Here is a 17,734-nt window from a genome sequence, read left to right on the forward strand (position 1 = left end):
GAAGCACCGCCGCCCGCACTCGCGCCGCCACCGGAGGCTCCACCGCCAGAGGCACCGCCGGCGGACGCACCGCCACCCGAAGCACCGCCACCCGAGGCTCCACCCCCGGACGTACCTCCGCCCGAGGCGCCCCCACCGGAAGCTCCACCGCCGGACGCACCTCCCCCGGAGGCTCCACCACCCGAAGCTCCACCCCCGGACGCACCGCCACCCGAGGCTCCACCCCCGGAAGCTCCACCTCCGGACGCACCTCCGCCAGAGGCTCCTCCCCCGGACGCTCCCCCGCCGCTGGAATCACCGCCGCCAGCGCCACCGGCCGAACCGCCGGTGCCACCCCCACCGGCATCTCCACCGCCGGCGGCGCCACCCGAGGCACCCCCTCCGGAAGCCGTTCCGCCGCCGGCACTTCCACCCGAGGTGGACCCACCGGTCGAACCACCTGCGGTCGACCCGCCATCGGAGGTGGTTCCGCCGGTAGTGCTCCCGGCGGCGGTTTCGCCAGAGGTGCCGCCGGGAGTCGTTGTGCCGCCGCCGGTTCCGCCCGCGGTGGACCCACCGTCGGACGTCGTCCCGCCGGTGGTGCTGCCGCCCGCGGTCCCACCCGCGGTACCGCCGGGCGTCGCGCCGCCTCCGGTGGTGCTGCCCGCCGTTTCGCCGGTGGTTCCGCCCGGGGTGGATCCGGGGGTCCCCGCTCCGGGTTGGGTTCCGCCGGGTTGGGTTCCACCCGGCTGAGTTCCACCAGAAGTCGATCCGGGTGCGGTGGAGCCCGGACCCGTACCCGAAATCGGAGACCCGACATTGGGTTTGGGTGAACCGGGAAGGCTGACCGAGGGAACCTGCCCGGAGTAGACACCCACGGACAGCGAGGAGGCCAGGGTCGTGGTGTCGAAGGGCAGCGGGTTGGTGAACTGCGCCGGATTCGAATAGGTGATCGCGTCGCGAACCACACGGGTCTCGCAGTGACTACCGCCGCCGGTGGTGTCCACCGGACGCCCACCGGACCAGTTGCGAGTCACCGTGGCCGCGGCGGCTGCGCCGGGAACATAACTGTGCACCGCGGCCGCGACCGTGACGGCATGCACGCGGGGAGAGTTGATCGGCGCCGCGGTGTCGTCCAGCAGCATCACGTCACCGGCGCCGAACTGCGGGGCGATGCTGTCGGCGGGCCCGGGGGCGGCCTGGAGTCCGGGCGGGCTCGCGACGGGGCCGCCGAGCACGGTGGCCGCGGACATAGCGAGCGCGGAAGCTACTGCGGCGCCGGAGAATACGGCTGCGCGCGGGGCGTACTTGGCGATAGCGGATCCGGTGTCCGCGCCGCGAAAGGCCGCGAGGGCCGCGCCGACCGCGACGGTGTGCGCGGGATCGGTGGACATCACGACCGGTCGGCCGAGGTCGGCGAGCACGCGGGCCACTTCGATGGGCCGGGCGGCTCCGCCGATCAGAAGTACACGGTCGATATCGCCCATGGCGATGCCCGCTCCGTGTACGCAGGATCTGACGAGCCGTAGCGAATTCCGGATGTGCCAGGTGCGCAACCGGCTCGTGTCGCTGGCCGGCACCACCGCCGAAACCGGTTGCGCAGCATCTGGTTCGATGCTGCGCGCGTACCGCGCGAGCAGCGAGCCGAGTGGGCGGCCACCGTATTCGTGTGACCGTTCGGGCTTGCCGAGGATGCCGCGTTCGTCTTCGGCCTCGGTGCGCACCACCGCGATGTCGAGACAGTTGCCGCCGAGGTCGTAGACCAGGGTGATCCCGCGTTCGGCCACACCCTGTTCGGCGTCGAGCCATTCCACCGCGGCCACCGGTTCGGGCATCAGCGTGACGTCCGCGGCCCCGGACCAGTCCAGCGCTCGGCGCAGCCGGGTGATGTGCTTCTCGGAATAGCAAGCGGGATAGGTGGTCACGGCCGGCGCCTCGGGCGCGTTGATCTCGATGAGTCCGTTGACCACCGCGGCCACCAGATCCGCGGGCGACCAGATGCGCCCGCTGATGACGACCGGATCCGGCTCTGTCGTGAGATCGGCGAAGTCCGTGACCACGGGCGCGAAGCGCGGGATGCCCCCGATGCGTGCGCCGCCCGCGCTGTCGAAGGTGACGGCGGTGCGGCGAACCCGCACGGCCGGCCGGTTTCGATCGCCGGCTGTCGTCGCCCACACAGAGTTCACTGTGCCGATGCTCATGCCAAAGCCAACAGTCATTTGCTATCCCGTCAACGCACCGTGACCACGGCCCCACAGGCATACCAACCATGTGGTCGCGGTCGTTTTCCAAACAGCGCGTTCAGGTTAGCTGGCACATGCCGGACATGAATATCGATTTGGGAGAAAAGATTTCGCGTCCAGTAGCGAAGATGCGAATCTACTGGTCAGGCAACTAACCAATCAAGATCGAAACGAACTGGGCGGCAGAACAATACCGGTCGGTTCAAATTATGGCTACACCGCAGCGAATTCTTAATTGATACCAACCGGTATGCGAAGAGTGTCCGGAAAACAAAACCGCAACGTCAGTTTGGACCGCTGGGTTATCGATCACTGGTCGGTTGCTACCCCGGAAGTTCGGACACGGGGCTGTTCGTCGACCGCGATTCGCGATGAGATCTTCTCTACTGCACATGATGTCGTCGCGAGCAAACTGGGCATTACAAGTCACACAACCCGGGGCATACGTCACACACCGGGTCACAAGGATTCGCGGCCGAACGCCGCTCGGATGTACCGGAAAAAGACCGCCGCACACGAGATCCTCGCGTGCGGCGGTCTTCAGGTTCGAACTGCAGGCGGTACCCCTCCGGCGAATCAGCGCCGGTGCACCATCAGCGGCAGTCGCCGCCGCGGCCGGTTCACCGCGCCGCCACGCACCACGTTCGGCTGCCGCTCGCCGACCAACCGGTCGAACTCCGACGCCTTGCGCTTCGGCGCGGCCAGCCGCCCGGCGTTGAAATCGTCGACCAGCTGACGGATCGTCTGCTGCGCGCACGACTTGTTGGTACCGATGAATCCGGTCGGCCCGCGCTTGATCCATCCGGTCACGTACGACCCGGGCACCACCGCGCCGCCGGATTCCTCGAGCACCCGGCCGTCGAGATTCGGCACCACACTGGACTTCTCGTCGAACGGGACGCCCGCGATCGCGACGCCCCGATAGCCGACCGAGGTCAGCACCAGCCCGGCATCGAGCGTGTCGACCTGCTCGGTCGCCACCGCGTGCACGGCGCCGTTGTCGCCGGTGACGAGCGCGTTGCGCACCACCTCGACGCCGGTGACCCGGTCCACGCCGGTGAACGCGCGCGGCGCCGACAGATACCGGAACACGATGCGCTTGCGTCCGCCGGTCGGCCGATCGGCCACCCCGCGCAGCAGCTTGAGCTTGTGCTCCACCTTCTGCGACATGCCGGTGACGGGTTCGGGGACCTCGCCCTCGACGACGATGTCGACGTCCGCACCCAGCAGACCCACGAATTCCGGCACGGTGAAAGCGGATTCGGCCGGACCACGACGGCCCAGGATCACCACTTCTTCGATCTTGCTGCGCCGCAACGCCGCCAGCGCGCGCGGTGCGACATCGGTGCCGACGAGCAGTTCCGGATCGGAGGTCAGAATGCGCGCCACATCGAGCGCCACATTGCCGTTGCCCACGATCACGGCGCGCTTCTGCGTCAGATCGAAGTGGCGGCCCTCCTGATCGGGGTGTCCGTTGTACCAGGCCACGAAGTCCGTGGCCGAGACGCTGCCGGGCAGTCCCTCGCCCGGAATCCCGAGCTTGCGATCGGAGGACGCGCCGACCGCGTACACCACGGCGTGGTGCGCGGACAGCAGCTCCTCGTGCGAAACATGTTCGCCGACATTCACATTCAGGTAGGAGCCGAAGCCCGGCTGCGCCGAGATGACGTCGAACAGCTCGCCGACCTGACGGGTCTTGGTGTGATCCGGCGCGACACCGAACCGCGCCAAACCGTACGGCGTGCTGAGCCGGTCGAACACGGTCACCGACACACCCGGCTGCGTGAGCAATTCGTCCGCCGCGTACATGGCCGAGGGTCCCGATCCGATGATCGCCACCCGCAGCGGTTCGCGTCCGGGCTTGACCGCCGCCGCCGGAATCGGCCGCGCCAGCAGATCGCGCGGCCGCTCCTCCCGGTAGAAGTCGGCATTGATCTCGATGAACGGCAACTGCGCGTCGGTCAGCTTCTTCGACGAGGTGATCGCGTCGACGGGGCATGCGGTGGCACAGGCCCCGCAATCCACGCACGCCTGCGGGTCGACGTAGAGCATTTCCGCGGTCAGGAAGTCCGGCTCATCGGGAGTCGGATGAATGCAGTTGACCGGGCACGCGTAGACGCACGAGGCGTCGCTGCAACAGGATTGGGTGACTACGTACGGCACTGTACGGTTCCCTCCCTCAGGCGGCTTTGCCGGCGCGGATCGGCTCCGAGCGGTAACGCGAAGCGGTTCCACCGATGCCGAGCAGCTTCCAGACCCGCTTGGAGATCGGGTTCATCAGACCGATCTCGTGAGCCAGCGCGCGCACGTCGATGAAGTAGTCGCTGAAGACCTGCTTGGCGTCCTTGGAGCCGTAGAACAGTTCCTTGCGCACTTCCTCCGGGATGTCGAACTCCTTGAAGAAGCTCTTCGGCGGGGTCGCGATGGACCGGCCCAGGATGAACATGACGATCGGCATCGCGATCGACAGCACGAACTGGCCGGCCTTGTTCTGCTCGGGCACATGGTGCTTGAGGAACTCGTGCGCGAAGGAGATGTGGCGCGCCTCCTCCGCGACGTGAATCGCCATGACGCCGCGCATGATCGGGTGCACCTCCTCACCCGAACGCAGGATCTGCTTCTGGATGTGGTCGATCGGCTCCTCGCCGGCGAGCACGGCCATGAAGAAGAAGTTGGGGAACAGCACCGCGACGGGTACGCCCAGCAGTCGCAGCTGGCGAACCAGCGGGCCCATGCCGGGGACGTCGATGCCGATGCGGTTGACCATCTCCTGGAACATCAGGGTGTGGTTCAGCTCTTCGGACATCTCGTGGGTGCAGTACCGGAATTCCGGGTCACCGTTCGGGAGGGTGAACGAGGTGTGGTTCACCATGCCGCTGATCAGAATCGACTCGAACTGCAAGCCGACCTTCGCGATGTTGGACTGGCGGTACTTACCGACGGCGATCTGCTGCTCTTCGGTCAGCGCCTGGTACCAGGGGTGGCGGCCGAGCGGATCGGCCGATGCGGGCAGAATCCAGCGCTCGGGCTTGGCCTCGGCGTCGAAGTCCGGGTTCTCCCAGTCGATGTCCTCGTACGGGTCGAAGCTCTTGTTCACCGACCCCTCAGAGAGGAGCATCAGCTTGCTCGCGTACTCGAGCGCTTCGGCAACCACGGGGTCGTCGACGTGGGTCGTGGTCGGAGACATCGTCGTCACCTCTCCAGTCAGTGGACGTTATCTGTATCCAATAGTTACACCAAACAGGATAGGCGTCAACAGCCGCTAGCAAGATGCTTGCACCAGCCAGCACCACCGGTCGCATGGTTGCGAACAAACCAGCCGGTAGCAAGCAGATTCTCGACCACTCGGGACCCGCGAACCGGGCGAGAAGATCGGGGCCCGGGGGACGACACCCGGACCCCGATCAGTGGAACTCGCTCATCGGCTCAGAGACTCATCGACTCACAGAGCCGCTACGCGTGTGACTCGACGAAAGAAACCGGCCAGTGTGTGCGGCCGATGACCGGAGGGGTCCTGTGCGAGCGCCCGCCGGGCCACGATGGCCGCGCCGTCGGCGATGGTCCGTTCGGGATCCGGGGCCACCACGACCGGCCGGGCCAACCGCTCGGACAACACCTGCGCGACCTCGGGCGGGCGGGCCGCACCGCCGACCACCAGCACCCGATCCACATCGGCCATGGTCACGTCCGCGATGCGCAGGCATTTGTACACCAGCTCGAGCGAGCGCCCGACGTGCTCGATGCGCAGTTCCCCGGTATCGGCGTCGGACAATGCCCGCGACACCGTGGCCGAGGACGCCCCGCGCCGCATGTCCTTGGCCACCAGAGCACCGAAGGCCCGGCCGCCGTACTCCCGCGAGCACAGCGGTTGCCCGACGATCGGATTGTCCGGCGCGCCCGCGCCGACCCGGACCAGGGTGATGTTCAGACCGGAACCACCGAGGTCGTAGACCAGCGCCAAACCCGGTGTGAGCGGCCCGCGTTCGGCCTGCAGCCAGGTCGCCGCGGCGATCGGCTCGGCCACCAGGATCGCCCTGGACAATCCCACGCTGTCGAGCGCCGTGCGCAGGTCGGTCACCAGATTCTCGGAGTACCCGGCCGGGTGGGTCACGGCGATGCCGGTGTCCCCTGAGTCGAGCGGCCCGGCCGGAGCCTTCCCCAGCACCTCCTCGATGACGCTGCAGGCCACGGTCGCAACGAGATCCGCGGCCGAGAGCGCCCGGTGACCGACCCGCGCGGCCGGTGCCCCGCGCTGGCTCAGATCGGCGAAATCGGTGATGACGCGCCCGTGCCGTGGAATACGGCCCACCCGGGCGGTACCGGAACTGTCGAACGTGAGCGTGGTGCGCCAGGTGGTGGGTGGCGCCGCGCCCTTTCGCCCGGGCGGATGCTTTCCCGGCTTCTCCGCGGCCGTCGCGCACACCGTATTGACCGTGCCGATACTCAAGCCCACACCGAACGCCATCACATCCACCTCGATCGACGGGCCGTACTTTCGCCAGCGGCTCTGACCCGACCCGGGATTCATGCAACTCCTGCGCCGGATGCTTGCCAACCACCGGACACGCGATTGTCCGTACATGCGCCTGTTCGCGGCGGCAACCCCGCTGGCCAGGCAGGGTTCCGCGATACGCGGCCGGAGCAGTTCCGATCGCGAACTGTTTGCCCGATCCTCTCGACCGCCGTCGCCCGGCCCCGCGCCACCGAACAAGATCGGCGACATGGCGCCCCGCGCCGCGCTCCGGGAGGCCGATCGAACCGGAACAGGTTGGTGCAGAGGGTAATCGCGGCGCTCACCGTGCCGACGTCACCGGCACGGTGAGCGCCTCCCCCGGAAACGCCGATCGCCCTCGCCCGGATTCCGGGCGAGGGCGATCGGCGAAACGCGTTACTTGGTGGACGAACTCAGCAGCGTGCCACTGAGCACCGACACCATGCTGTACGCCAGGTTGACCAGATCCGAGGCGACGCCGTTCTGCCCCGTGAGCATCTTGGCCAGGGGGCCGAGCAGCTGCACGGCCGTGCTGACGAGCCCGGTCATCGAACTCAGATCCATGCCATCGGACTTGGAGTTCTTGTCCGTGGAGGGAGCCTGAGCGCCCGGGGCCGGCTTCGCGCCCGGTGCGGCCGCCCCCGGATTCGACTGCGTCCCAGCGCCACTGCCCGGCGCGGCGGGAGCGACCGGAGCCGCCTTGAGCGGAGCCGCGATCTGCTGCACCGCGGGAGCCGCGGCGAAGCCGTTGTTCGGCTTGTCGGTGGCGCCGGGAGCCGGCGCCGGTTGTGCGGGCGGTGCCGACTGCGGTGCGGCCGGCTGAGCCGCGCCCGGTGCGGACTGCGGCGGAACCTGAGCCTCGGGCGAGGCGCCCGGCTGCGCCGGAGCCTTCTCGGTGCCGGGTTCCTTGGCCGGCTCCTGCGGACCCTGGAAGGCCCGCAGGAACTGATCCTGCAGCTGCTGCCAGTTCAGCACTTCGGACTGGCCCTGTGCGGTCTGCGTCTCGTTGTTCGCCGGCTGCACCGAATTCGGCTGTGCGGCTTGCGGTTGCGCCGCCTGAGGCTGCGCTGCCTGAGGCTGCGCCGCCGGGGCCTGCGGTGCGGCTACCGGCGGCTGAGCCGCCTGCGGCTGCGCGGGCTCGGCCGGAGTCGCCGGTGCCGAATTCGGCTGTGCCGGTTGCGGTTCCAGCGCGGGCTGGGCCGGGCTCTCCGGTGCGGCCGGTTGAGCCGGCGGCGCGGGCGCCGCCTTGTCGGCTTCCGGGCTCAGCGGATCGGTTCCGGCCGAAGCCTTCTCGGCGCCGTCGGTCGCGGGGACCGAGATTCCGAGCAGGTACGACGCGAGGCCCGTGGTGATGGCGACAGCGTGGCGCAGCTGCCCCTCGGGAGTCTCGAGCAGTTGTGCGTCCTCGACATTGGCGCCGTTGCCCATCTCGAGGAACACGTCCGGCACGGTGGTGAGCGCCGGGCCGGCGATGTCGTTGCGGGTCTGCAGACCCTCGACCGCGCCGTTGTAGGTCGCGACCGGGAATCCCGCGTGCGTGTAGGCATCTCGCATGGCCTTGTTCGCCGAGAGTCCGGCGACGCTCTGGACCTCGTTGGCCTTGGGATCCGGAATCGGGAGCTGCGGCACGATGAGGTGGAAGCCCCGGCCGTCCGCGGGCCCGCTGTCGGCGTGAATGCTGATCGCGACATCGGCGCCGGAGTTACTGGCGGCCTTGGCGCGATCATCGACGCACCCGCCCCATCCGGTGTCATCCGGGCGGCTGAACACGACCTTCGCCCCGAGCCCCTCCAGAGACGTCCGCACCAGCTGTGCGACGTTCCAGTTGATGGTGTGCTCGGGAATCCCGTGCAGGGTGCTCATACCGCTGGTCTGGCACGGCTTGGTGCCGCCGCGACCATCGTTCACCTGCTTGGCGACGTCCTGATTGTGGTTCGGACCCTGGTGGCCCGGGTCCAGGAAGATGGTCTTCCCGGCCAGTTTCTGCGGCAGATCAGGCAGAACAGGTGCGGCCCAGGCAGTGGCCGGAACGATACCCGCCACCGTCGTGAATGCCGCTGCCGTGACGACGGCGCGGACTCCGGCCTTGATGATGCGAGGTTTCATAAGCGGTTTGACGGCGCTCCCGGGACCGGGGCGCCCCTCCCTTCCCACTAGTAACACCAAACCCAGCTGCTCACTTCTAGCACTCTGGCAACATAGTTACCATCTAGCAAGCCACGAGATTGAACTGTTATCAATGGTCAGAGGACCAAAAGCCGCTTTTCGACACCGCCGGAACGAGCGCCAGCAACCGACCACTCGGTCTACTATCCTCCGATTCCCGCACCGACCTCGGAGACTCGCCCGGCGGCGACCCAAAGGAAAACGCCGTCGATTCGGACTAACCGGACACGATTCGATCGCCGTCGACGCGAATCGCCCGCGTGTCGAGCGCGCGAGGCGCGGGACCGCCCGCGACCGAACCATCCAGATTGAAGGTGCTGTTGTGGCACGGGCACTTGATGACACCTGCGCTGACCTCGCTGACCTTGCAGCCGAGGTGCGTGCAGGTGGAGGAGAAGCCCTGGAAATTCCCGGCGCTCGGCTGGGTGATGACGGTGTCCCCGGCGATGACGCCGCCGCCCACCGGAACATCGGCGGTGCGGGCGAGCTCGGCCGGTTCCCGCTTCTCGTCTTTCGCATCCGGCGGCGCGATCGGGGCGGATTCGGTGGTGGTGCTGCCGCAGGCCACGGCGGCGAGGGCGGTGGCGGCGACACCGGTGGCCGCGAGGGCGGTGCGGCGGCCGATCCGGAGATCGCCGGGCGCGCGGGTGAGTTCGGACATGGTGACTCCTGCTTCGGTGCGGACCGAGGCTGCGGGCCGCTACCTGTTGGACGTTGCGAGGGGTGCGCGAGTTCACCGCTGAGCGGATCGATTTCGGGAAGCTCTGAGCGGGAGGGTGTTTCAGGCGCTCATCGGGAGACGGCGCAGCGAGCGCAGCGCGTAGTGCACACGGGTTTTCACGGTGCCGACCGGAACGCCGAAATCGGCGGCCACGTCCTGGTACGCGCGGTCGCGCAGGATGACCTGGACGACGGCGTCGCGTTGGGGTTCGGGCAGATGGGCCAGCAGCTCGTCCACGAGCATGCCGTCCGCGAGCGCGTCGGCGAAATCCGGTCCCGCCGATTTGCCCTCGGCGACATCGCCGATCTCGTCCCAGTGCGCGTCGCCGGGACGGCTGGCGCGCACCCGGGCGATATCGGTCAGCACATTGCGTTCGATGGTCAGCAGCCAGGTGCGCACACTGCCGCGCTCCGGCTTGTAGGTGTGGCACGCGCGCCACCCGCGCAGCAGGGTTTCCTGCACGGCGTGTTCGGCCAGGCCGGCGTCGCCGAGGCGACGCATGGCCCGCCAGTGCAGCAGCGCTTTGTCGGCGGCGAGCACCGCGGACAGGCCGGAATCGGTACAGAGACGGGCGCAGTGGTCGGTACACCCGGGCGGGCCGGTGGTGGTGTGCGTGCCGAGCGGGCGAAGGGTTCTCATGCCTTGAATATCGCGGGGGACCTCGGGAAGAGAATCGGTAATTCCTACCCAATTCCGACGCGTCCCGTACCGGTCGGATTGATATGCACATAGGTGCACGCAGATTTTCTACAATTCGCCCGAATTCCGCCATTTCTCCGGAATCCGGTGTGGATATCTGATAGACCGCACCCGGGAGATTCGGGGATCGACCACCCGGCCGCCGTGAGGCAGGTTCGGTTCAGTGAGTTCCAAGGGAGGAAACACGTTGCGTGCACGCGCACTCGTGATCGCCGGGGCCATCGGTTCCGCGCTGGTTCTGACGACATCGGGGACCGCGGCGGCGGACGCCGCCACCGACATCGCGGGGGACGGGGTGTATCTGGTCAATACCGAGCTGCGGCCCGGCACCTACGTCGCCGACGGTGCCGCGGATCCGGCCGTCGCCTGCTTCTGGCGGCGACTGTGGAAGGTCCAGACGCCCAGCGACTACGCCGATCCCAACTACTACGTCATCGCCAGCGACTTCACCCGCTCGCGCCCGATCCGGGTGGTGATCAAGGCGACCGATGTCGCGTTCAAGACCGAGAACTGCGGCGGGTGGCACCTGGTTCCGGATGCGCCGTCGACCGGTTCGGGCGGTTCCTGACCCGCGAACCCGGCGCTAGGGTGGCCGCATGACGCGGCAGAAGATTCTCATCACCGGTGCGAGTTCCGGATTGGGCGCGGGCATGGCCCGTGAGTTCGCACGGCGAGGCCGGGACCTGGCCCTGTGCGCGCGACGCCTGTCCAATCTGGAGGAATTGCGCGCCGAGTTGCTGGCCGCGCACCCCGGCATCACCGTCGCGGTGCGCGCGCTGGACGTGGACGATCACGCCGCGGTGCCGAAGGTTTTCCAGGAGCTGCGCGCCGAGCTCGGCGGTCTGGACCGGGTCATCGTGAACGCCGGAATCGGCAAGGGCGCGAAGATCGGCACCGGCCGCGCGGACGCCAATCTCGCAACGGCCACAACGAATTTCGTGAGCGCGCTGGCGCAGGCCGAAGCGGCGATGAGCATCTTCCGCGCACAGGACGCCGGCCATCTGGTGCTGATCTCCTCGATGAGCGCGGTGCGCGGACTGCCGGGCAAGAAGGCCGCGTACGCCGCGAGCAAGGCAGGTGTGACCGCGCTGGGCGAGGGCCTGGCCATCGAATTGCGCGGCACCCCGCTGAAGGTGACCACCGTGCAGCCGGGCTTCATCGCCACCGATATGGCCGCCAAGGCGGGCGACGCCAAGCTCGTCGCGCCGCTCGACAAAGGCGTGAACTCCATGGTCGCCGCCATCGAGCGTGAGTCCGTACGCGCATCGGTCCCCGAATGGCCTTGGCGGATAATGAGTTTCGTCATGCCGCTACTCCCCCGCCCGATCATGTCGAAACTGAGCTGAGATTCGGCACTGAGCTGAGATTCGGCCGGAATCCTTTATCGGCCGCCGAAACGCGCGACTAGCATCGGCCGAATGGCGAAGTTCACCACCTGGGACGGGTTGCAGCTCAACTATCGCGAATGGGAGGGCGACGGCCTTCCCGTGGTGTTGCAGCACGGCATCGTGGCCGACACCAATGCCAACTGGATGAGTGTGGGCGTGGTCGCGGCGTTGCAGCAGGCCGGGCATCGGGTCATCTCGCTCGACGCGCGCGGGCACGGGCGCTCGGAGAAGCCGCACGATCCGGCGCGGTACTCGTGGCAGGCGATGGCCGACGATGTGAAGGCCCTGTACGACGAGCTCGGGTTGGAACGGGTTGCGCAGGTGGGCTATTCGATGGGCGCGATCATCTCGCTGCTGGTCGCGAGCAGCGACGATCGGGTCGAGCGGCTGGCGATCGGCGGCGTCGGTTCCGGCGTGGTGGATTGCGGCGGCATCGACTGGCGCGTGATCGACGCCGAGGACATCACCGCCGCCATGCGTGGCGACGGTCCCGGCGACGTCCCGCTCGCGGCCATGTTCCGTATCCTGGCCGACGCCCTCGGCGCGGACCGCGAGGCCATCGCCGGCGTGGCCGGTGGCCTGAACGAGGCACCGCTGAAGTCCCTGGACGCGATCACCGTGCCCACCCTCGTGCAGGCCGGTGACAACGACCCCTTCGCGGCCGAACCCGAGCGCCTGGCCGCCGCCTTGCCGAACGCCCGCTGCGTCGTGGTCCCCGGCGACCATCTCACCGCGATCGCCGATCCCGCGTACCACACCGCCCTGGTCGAATTCCTCGCCTGAGTCACCAGCTTCCCTGCACCCGCGCCGGGCCGAATTTCTCGGCCCGAGTGCAGTTCTCGCAGCGGGTGCCCGGTTCTCGCGACCCCGACCCCGTCCCGATGAGGCGAGCGCGGTCCTGACGACTCGCGTTCAGCTTCTCGTGACTGCGGTTCAGCGCTCATGACTCCGGTTCAGCGCTCGTGACTCCGGTTCAGTTCCCGTGAGTCGTGCTCAGTTCTCGTGAGTCGTGCTCAGCTCTCGTGAGTCGTACTCAGTTCTCGTGACGGTGCGGCACGAACTCCAGGGTGAGCAGGGCCGCCGCCGCGAGAACCACTTCGCGCCAGCGCAGCAGCACGTAGCGCTCGTCGGAGAAGGAGTTGAACTTGCGCAGGAAGCGGTAGAGGGATTCCAGGCGGATCAGGGGATCCCCCAGCCGCACCGCGCGATACACCAGCTGCATGGTGCGCGAGCGCTGCTTCTCGGCGAATATCTCCGGAAAAGCCGCGAACGCCAGCGAGATTCGGGTGATGCCACGGGCGCGGGCGTAGTCCACCAGGTCGACGATCATGCGCTCGTCCAGACCGTTGGGTGCGTCGTGCCGCCGCCACGGGACATCCAGGCTGAGTTCGCGGCCGTTGGCCGAGACACCGTAGCGCTGGAATCCGGCGATCGTGCCGTCGGCGTCGCGGGCCAGCACCACCAGCATGCCGGGGTGCCTGCCGTCCAGCAGGTGGTCCAGGATCATGGAGAAGCCGCGGTTCTGCCGCCCGTGCCCCCATTCGTCCACGATGTCCAGCAGGGTCCGGCGCTGTTCGGCGGTCAGCGCGGCTTCGGGCACCACCTCGGTGCTGACCCCGAAATTGCGGGTGCGGCTCACGGCTTGGCGCAGGTTGCGGAACTTGCGGCCGACCATCTCGAATTCGCCTACCTCGACCACCACGTCGCGCCCCACCGCGACGGGACGCAGTCCGCGATGGTCCAGTGCGCGGTCCTGCCACAGCTGGGTGAGCTCGACGCCCGCGCCGAGCACCGCGATCCGCCAGCCGTGCGCGGCCGCGAAAGCCGAGAATTCGGTGAGCAATTCGCCGAAGCGCCGTCGATCGCCGATGGGATCGCCTGCCACGACCGCGATTCCGAACCGGGTCCGGTAGGCGATGGCGGCCGAGCCGTCGGCATTGAAGAAGTAGCTCTTGGCCGAGTGCAGTGCGAAGGGAGCGAGCGGGTCGTTCTCGCTGCGCCGCACCAGATCCGCGATGCGCGGCAGCTGTTCGGGTTGCGGCTTGCTGCTCTGGGGCAGCATGAGCACCGCGCCGCTGGCGGCCAGGAAGACGAATCCGACGGCGGTGTGTTCGGCTCGGTAGGCGAAGTTCGCGATCACCAGCAGCATGACGGCGCCGGTGAGGTGCGGGAGCGTGATCGGGCGGTGCAGATGCAGTCCGCGCGCGACGAAGAGTCCGGCGATGGAGACCGCCACCAACCAGGCGTAGTCGTGTCCCTCGCGCGGGGCGCGTTCCGCGGCCCACACCAGCACGACACTGCCCAGGACCAGGGCGGCCATCAGCCCGACCCGGGTGCTGGGCCCGGCGCTGAAGGCGGTCTCCCGATAGGCGCTCAGCGTCGGATTCGTGGTGCGTTGCTCAGGCATGTCGCCTCCGATTCGCCGTGGACGGCCCACTCACCCGTCTGCTCCCCATGGTGAATCCTCCCATGAATTCTCTTCGACACACTATGCCCAAGAGACGACAGGGAGCACCCGGTTATTCCGCCCACCCCGAATGCGGCCCCTCCAGCACCGGATCGGTGACGCCACCGGGGCAGGCCAGACCCGCCACATTCCAGCCTGCGAGCCGGGAGCCGCCGGCGTACGCCGATTCGAAGAATTCGAGCACCGTCGCGACCGGATCGGAACTCTTGCGGGCGTCGTCGTAGGAGAGGTAGGCGCTGTGCCCCGCGCCCTGCGACACCCACTTCGCGGTGCTCGGACGCAGTGGAACTTCGCTCAGCCCAGTGGGTTCGGGCGCGGTGTAGGAGTAGAACGTCGGTTCGGGCAGCTTGTCGTCGCCGAACCAGAATCCGGCGCTGATCACCTCGCGTGAATAGGCTTCGCGCGTCACCGGATCCACCGAGTCGGGCATGGGGATCTGCCGGTCGGAGAAGCGCTGGACCGCGAGATCGAAACTGTGCCAGAAGAGTTGGACCGGGCTGATCTTGCCCGAGAAGGTCGAGCTGAACTCCTCGAGGATCCGCCCGACCTGGCTGTGCACGCGGAAGGCGCGGTGCACCGCGACCGGGTCGTAGGTGTGGTGTTCGACGTCCTCGACGAACCGCCGGGGGTGATCGGGCAGGTCGAACGGGCGGGGATGCGCGAGTTCGACCTCGATGCCCAGGTCGCGCAGGGCGCGCATGGTCTCGGTGTAGAAACTGGACACCGATTGGCCCTGCAGCGGGATCTCCTCCTGGATGCCGTGGTCGGTGGAGATCCGCAGGACATGGTCGAAGAAGTCGAACGCGCAGGTGAAGACCGGTCCATTGGTGGCGTCGCCGAGCGGGACGGTGGTCCAGCCCCGCGCGGTCACCCGATAGGTCATATGCCACCAGTGATTGCGACGGATGCCCTTGGCGAGTGCGACCTTGCCGATCACCTGCGCGAATCGATGCAGGGTTGCCTTGGTCGGCAGCCACGCCTCGAGCGGAATCGGCGGCAGCACTTCCTCCGCGCCCACGGCCAAGATGCTGATACCCGGGGATACAGCCATTTCCTACCCGCTTTCGTCGAGACGGTCGTGTTCGAGGTCGGCGCTCCGAGCCTAATCGTACCTAGCGGGCGCTTTCCAGTACCCAGCTGGACGCTTGGTTAAACATAAATACAGCGTGCCACCTGCGCGTCTTCGAGTCCGGGACCCGCAACCTACCTGCGATCACTGTGAAAGGCGCAGTAGTGCAAGATAATTCGCAGTATCCTGAACATTCCCCGCGCAATGCCGGAGATTTTTCCGAAACAAGGGACAGGGGGTAGATCCGCATGTCGGACAACACCGTCGGGTCGGCGTATGCCGTTGTCGTCACCTCGGTCACCGACCCGATGCAGGTGGAGGGCCTGGAATGGGAGCGGGCCGTGGAATTCCTGCCCAGCATCGCCTCACAGGCGATGCAGAGCTGGGTCCGCGCACAGGAGGACGGTCAGACCGCGCATGGGGTGGTGATCCCCGGCCCGCATCGGCGCGTCGAACCGGATCAGCCCTATCGCGAGGTGTGCGTGCCTTCCGCGGAATATCACTTGTTCAACGACGCGGTTCGCTCTCGCCCCGTGCACTCGCTGGAAGCAGCGCGGCGGGAGGAGGATTCGCGTCGTCGCGCCCTACTGGGCACCCCGCGGTGAATACACCGCCGTCCTGAGCGCCGAGGCGTTCACGACATCGAAGAGCCCGGCGCAGCACGCATTCGCGCCGGGCTCTTCGATGTCAGGAGCAGATCCTCTCACCGGACCATCCGCGCGCCATTTCGGGTTCGGGGCCTCGAAGCCTTCTGATCGAAGAACAAAAAGATAAAAGATGCCTGGAAGAGAAGGGAATGGAAAAGCACCGGAACTCGACCCTTGACGAACTCAGACCTTCTCCGACCTTTCGGGGAGGGTGACCACAGCCTTTTAGAGAAGGTGACCACAGCCTTCCAGCCAGGCTGGGACAAGAGATCACGGCTCCCAACGGGGGAGCCAAGGTCGGGTACGGCAGGCGAAATGACCAGCACGGCCATCTTTTCCGCCCTTCACACCCGAGGGCTACACGATCAGGGATGCGAAACTCGCCGGATCTCGCATCGACAAATGCCCGCATGAGACCGGCAGGACATGAGAGACCACGGCAAGCGCGCCGCTGGGCGATGTGACGCCGCCACAGAAGCCCGGCCCCTCGATCGCCCTGACCAGTTCCTCGCTCGGAATCGGTGGCGCGCTGGGACTGCCACTAGCGGCCGCAGTCACCGAGTACACCAATTGGCGCGTGTTGTTCTGGGCACGAGAACAACCCAGGCAGCACCGAGCCCCCGAAGGGAACCGGTGTACCTGGGTTTTCGCGGAGCGCGAACGCTCTAACTGCGCGGGAAAGGTTTCGCGCGATGCGCCAACAACCCCTGGCGGCAAACTTTCTCGCGCCGCTTACGCTCGAGACGGCGCGCTTGGGCGGCGGCGAGCATCTCCCCCGGGTGGTGACGATGGTTCACCTTCGGAGTCCTGGTCGGGTCGATGTGCTCAGGGGCGATCCATCCGGTGCGCCCCGGGAACTCTGAATCCTTGCCCATCACAATCGTTTTCCAGCCACCGGGACCGTCGTGCACCAGCGCATGGCAGGCATCGCACGCCAATGTGAGGTTCTCGATGTCGGTGGCCCCGCCCTTGGAATGCTCGGTGATGTGATGCGCCGCCGTCAACGTCGCCGGAGCGTTGCAGCCCGGGCGAGTGCAGCCCCGCTCGGACGCGATCAACGCCATCCGCTGGTATGAATTCGCCAAACGCTTGGACCGCCCCAGATGCAGGGGCATCCCGTGGTGGTCGAACAACGCCAGGAACGGCTTGGACCGCTCCGCCAGCTTCAACGCTTCCGGGATCGACACGGTGCCACCCGAGGCGGTGGTGACCACACCGGCGGCTTCTTCGAGTTCGGCGATGCTCATCGTGAAGATCGCCGAGACCGGAACACCGCGATGCGACCCCAGCTTGCCGGGGCCTATCTCCGGGCGCAGGAACGCCAGCAGCGCATCATGATTACGTTGCGCCGCCGAACGGCTATCTCGCTTGGCGGCCGCGTCCAGCACCTCCCGGGACACATGATCGGTATCCGCGAACGGGCTCTGCGGGTCATCCGGATTGCACATCCCCGGGCGCGCGAGCTTCGCCAACATCGGTTCGAACATCGCCCGCAAGGCCGGGGTCATCTCCCCGGAGATCCTGGACATTCCATCCGCACGCACATGCCCGAAACTGATACCGCGCATCCGCGCCCGATCCAGATCATCAGTGAGCGAGCCATCGGGGTCTACGTAGGCGAAGATGCCTTGCCCGATCGTGGGCAGATCATCGGGAGAGCCGATCCGGGAGTGCTCGGCCATCAACTGTTCGGCTTCGGCTTTGAGTTCCGGGCTCACCCCGTGGGGCAGGCGCGTGTAGATCTTCCCGATCATTCGTGCGTGATCGCGGGAGATCTCCCCTGCTTCTTGGGCTTTGGCGGTGTGCGGCAGCAGAGGCGGCAGCTCCCGGCCCGAGACTTCGTGCCAGGTGCCGAGTTGCTGG

General features: G+C 67.5%; 14 protein-coding genes and 1 pseudogene. 5 read left to right on the plus strand and 10 right to left on the minus strand.

Annotated elements, in window-relative coordinates; genetic code table 11:
* From NJ1_RS40080 to NJ1_RS37470, 7 genes are all read right to left on the minus strand, one after another.
* A partial coding sequence (locus tag NJ1_RS40080; RefSeq protein ID WP_176580408.1) for an acetate and sugar kinases/Hsc70/actin family protein occupies positions 1-2,165 on the minus strand: 2,165 nt, incomplete at its 3' end.
* A gap of 633 nt (positions 2,166-2,798) precedes the next feature.
* Positions 2,799-4,385 (minus strand): FAD-dependent oxidoreductase, encoded by a 1,587-nt coding sequence (locus tag NJ1_RS37445; protein WP_067705027.1) that lies wholly within the window; start codon positions 4,383-4,385, stop codon positions 2,799-2,801.
* 16 nt (positions 4,386-4,401) lie between these two features.
* The gene (locus NJ1_RS37450; protein ID WP_067705028.1) at positions 4,402-5,409 is read right to left on the minus strand and encodes an AurF N-oxygenase family protein; all 1,008 of its coding nucleotides are present in this window, start codon (positions 5,407-5,409) and stop codon (positions 4,402-4,404) included.
* Between the two features lie 255 nt (positions 5,410-5,664).
* Positions 5,665-6,750: an Hsp70 family protein gene (locus tag NJ1_RS37455; RefSeq protein WP_067705031.1), complete on the minus strand. Its 1,086-nt coding sequence runs from the start codon at positions 6,748-6,750 to the stop codon at positions 5,665-5,667.
* A 360-nt stretch (positions 6,751-7,110) separates the two neighbouring features.
* Positions 7,111-8,820, minus strand: coding sequence for an N-acetylmuramoyl-L-alanine amidase (locus tag NJ1_RS40305; protein ID WP_067705033.1), 1,710 nt, complete (start codon positions 8,818-8,820; stop codon positions 7,111-7,113).
* A gap of 277 nt (positions 8,821-9,097) precedes the next feature.
* Positions 9,098-9,541, minus strand: a complete 444-nt coding sequence (locus tag NJ1_RS37465) for a QcrA and Rieske domain-containing protein (protein ID WP_067705035.1) — start codon at positions 9,539-9,541, stop codon at positions 9,098-9,100.
* A 120-nt stretch (positions 9,542-9,661) separates the two neighbouring features.
* Entirely contained in the window at positions 9,662-10,240 is a 579-nt protein-coding gene (locus NJ1_RS37470; protein ID WP_084479262.1) for a sigma-70 family RNA polymerase sigma factor, read from the minus strand.
* 223 nt (positions 10,241-10,463) lie between these two features.
* Here NJ1_RS37470 and NJ1_RS37475 point away from each other — a divergent pair, with 223 nt between their 5' ends.
* The 3 genes from NJ1_RS37475 to NJ1_RS37485 all read left to right on the plus strand — a co-directional run bounded on the left by NJ1_RS37475 (position 10,464) and on the right by NJ1_RS37485 (position 12,471).
* Positions 10,464-10,868, plus strand: coding sequence for an Rv1352/Rv1906c domain-containing protein (locus NJ1_RS37475; RefSeq protein WP_245717758.1), 405 nt, complete (start codon positions 10,464-10,466; stop codon positions 10,866-10,868).
* Positions 10,869-10,896: 28 nt separating this feature from the next.
* Entirely contained in the window at positions 10,897-11,646 is a 750-nt protein-coding gene (locus tag NJ1_RS37480; protein ID WP_067705037.1) for an SDR family oxidoreductase, read from the plus strand.
* Positions 11,647-11,718: 72 nt separating this feature from the next.
* Entirely contained in the window at positions 11,719-12,471 is a 753-nt protein-coding gene (locus NJ1_RS37485) for an alpha/beta fold hydrolase (protein WP_067705039.1), read from the plus strand.
* A 250-nt stretch (positions 12,472-12,721) separates the two neighbouring features.
* Here the strand turns inward: NJ1_RS37485 and NJ1_RS37490 are convergent, their stop codons facing one another.
* Both NJ1_RS37490 and NJ1_RS37495 read right to left on the minus strand, forming a co-directional pair.
* Positions 12,722-14,095, minus strand: coding sequence for a bifunctional lysylphosphatidylglycerol flippase/synthetase MprF (locus NJ1_RS37490; RefSeq protein WP_067705041.1), 1,374 nt, complete (start codon positions 14,093-14,095; stop codon positions 12,722-12,724).
* Positions 14,096-14,207: 112 nt separating this feature from the next.
* The gene (locus tag NJ1_RS37495; protein ID WP_067705043.1) at positions 14,208-15,206 is read right to left on the minus strand and encodes a DUF5996 family protein; all 999 of its coding nucleotides are present in this window, start codon (positions 15,204-15,206) and stop codon (positions 14,208-14,210) included.
* A 266-nt stretch (positions 15,207-15,472) separates the two neighbouring features.
* Here NJ1_RS37495 and NJ1_RS37500 point away from each other — a divergent pair, with 266 nt between their 5' ends.
* Positions 15,473-15,829, plus strand: coding sequence for a hypothetical protein (locus NJ1_RS37500; RefSeq protein WP_067705044.1), 357 nt, complete (start codon positions 15,473-15,475; stop codon positions 15,827-15,829).
* 490 nt (positions 15,830-16,319) lie between these two features.
* Positions 16,320-16,460 (plus strand): annotated as a pseudogene (locus NJ1_RS40785) (MFS transporter); the annotation flags it as partial.
* Between the two features lie 76 nt (positions 16,461-16,536).
* Here the strand turns inward: NJ1_RS40785 and NJ1_RS37505 are convergent.
* Positions 16,537-17,734: HNH endonuclease signature motif containing protein (locus NJ1_RS37505; RefSeq protein WP_067705046.1), on the minus strand; the 1,198-nt coding region annotated here is incomplete at its 5' end.

The organism is Nocardia jejuensis NBRC 103114 (genome assembly GCF_001613145.1).
Taxonomy (GTDB): domain Bacteria; phylum Actinomycetota; class Actinomycetes; order Mycobacteriales; family Mycobacteriaceae; genus Nocardia; species Nocardia jejuensis.